Origin of the sequence: Yersinia rohdei ATCC 43380 (genome assembly GCF_000173775.1) — a bacterium.
In the GTDB taxonomy this organism is placed as follows: Bacteria; Pseudomonadota; Gammaproteobacteria; order Enterobacterales; family Enterobacteriaceae; genus Yersinia; species Yersinia rohdei.
Genome location: NZ_ACCD01000070.1, coordinates 1 through 2072 on the forward strand (window position 1 = coordinate 1; position 2072 = coordinate 2072).

Genomic DNA, 2072 nt, shown 5'->3' on the forward strand with positions numbered 1-2072 from the left:
TTTGACCAATGTTACCGCCGGTCAGCCCCTGAGTGATTGCTGTTGCGGCCTGGATCGCCCGCTGTAAATCACTGCCCGTGCCGTAACTGGCTGACGCGGTATTACGTATCTGGTTGGTAAGCTGTTCTTGTGTTGGCGTCTGATTGCCTTTCTCCGCCAGCGCTTCTTTCGCCGCCTGAATAGCGGCCGGGTCTTTTAGCGCTTTTTCTTCCGCTATCTTACCCTGCGTACGTGCAATATCCGCAACCTGATTGCCTATTTCCCCGATCAAATTGATTTCGCGCAGGCGGTTTTGCTCTTTTTCTTTGTCGAAAATAGGGGATAGGGCGTTGTTGGCATGTTCGACGTCACGGCTCAGGTCAGCGACATTTTGCTGCTGTTTCTCGGTATCGCGAATGGTGATAGTGCCATCCGAAACCGCAGCATGAGTAGTCGAACTGGCATCACCACTATTGCCTCCCACGATGGGGACGCCCCCGCCCATATTGCTGATAAAGTCCTTGCTGCCGGTAAAGCCGCCACTGCTCAGGCCCATGCTGCTGGTCGAAGTTTTAAAACTGGCCTGATTATCGAGATTCGAGAAGCCGAGCGAGCCAGTATCCAACTTGTTTTTATCGGCAGTGGCCGTCGAGCCAATCACCGCACCATTGAGCTGAGTGTGCTCGCCGATGGTGATATCAAAGCCGCCTTTGCCGGCAAAGAACCCGGTCTGCTCCTGTACTGATGTGTAGTCTGAATCAATTTTAGACTTACTGGCACTGACACTCCCGCTGCCGGTCATGGTGCCAAAGGTGAAGCTGCCACTGGCACTCACGCTGGTCTGTTTGCTGTCGTAGTTGTTGCGGTCTTGTTCACTTTGCAGGGTTAAATCACGGCCCACATCCACTTTTACCGTTTCGCCGCTGACCTGTGCGCCTTGCAGCTTAGTATCACGGCCACTGGTAATACTTACCGTATTGCCCGCTTTCAACTGGGTTTCAGTATGAGTCAGGCTGTCGCCTTGCTCTTTGCCTTTACTGGCATTCACACCCGCAAAGATACTGATACCGGCCCCTTTTCCGACGCCAATACCTATCCCAATATTGCCGCCCGAACTTTTATTGCTGCCACGCAGGCTTTCACTGTTTTCAGCGCTGTTCAGCGCAATATCATTTTTGGCATCCAGACTGAGGTTTTTCCCTGCCTGCAATTCACTGCCCTGTACGCGAATATCCCCGGCCCCATGGTTCCCGGTGGCGGTGATGGACAGATTATTCCCGGCAGCAATGTTACTGCCGCTGGCGGTGGTCTGCTCAAGGCGACTTTCTGATTTACTTTTTTGGCTACCCAGTGAAATGCTTACCCCCACCGCATTGGGGTCGCCGGTTTCATTGGCCAACACCTTGCCTTGTGCTGCTTGAACGCCCTGAAGGACTGCTTTGGTGGTCTGCAATGCCTGGAGGCGGCCATTGGTCTCTTTTTTGGCATCTTGGGCGGTAGTGACGGCGCTGTTGATGGCACTGCCTACCGTACCTGACAGGGCGACGGTGATGCCACTCTGTTTGCTCTCGGTAGTATGTTGTTGAGACAGGTGGTTTTCCGCCGCCGTTATCGCGACATCTGACCCTTTCAGGCTGATGTCTTTATTGGCGATCACTTCGCTGCCATGAATAGTTAGCTGATGTCCCGCATCAAGAGTGACATTGCCGCCCAGGCTGCCAATCGTGCTACCAACGTTGCTCAGCGTCTGCGTGTTGTCGGTAGTTTTCTGGCTATTGCTCCCAATCGTGACCCCAATCCCACCGGTGCTCATCAAGCCGGATTTTTTCTGCTCATGCAGGTGAGATTCGCTTTCGCTCTGCTGCGCGGTGCCGACGATAATGTTTTCTTTTGCCCGCAGGTTAATATCGTTATCGGCCACCACGTTACTGCCCATCACCGAAATATTTTTGCCACTGACATCAATCGAACCCGCCGACAACATTGAGCCCACCGCCAGCGTCTGGTTAATGCTGTCTTCGGTGCGGGTGGTGGTGGTTGAGGCCAGCCCTTTTTTAATGCCGGTATGGCTGCGCTGTTCGTCATGCTGTTCC

The 2072-nt window shown here is 53.6% G+C and carries 1 protein-coding gene; it reads right to left on the minus strand.

The window, feature by feature from the left end:
* Positions 1 to 2072: hemagglutinin repeat-containing protein (locus tag YROHD0001_RS20555; protein ID WP_032818590.1), on the minus strand; the 2072-nt coding region annotated here is incomplete at both ends.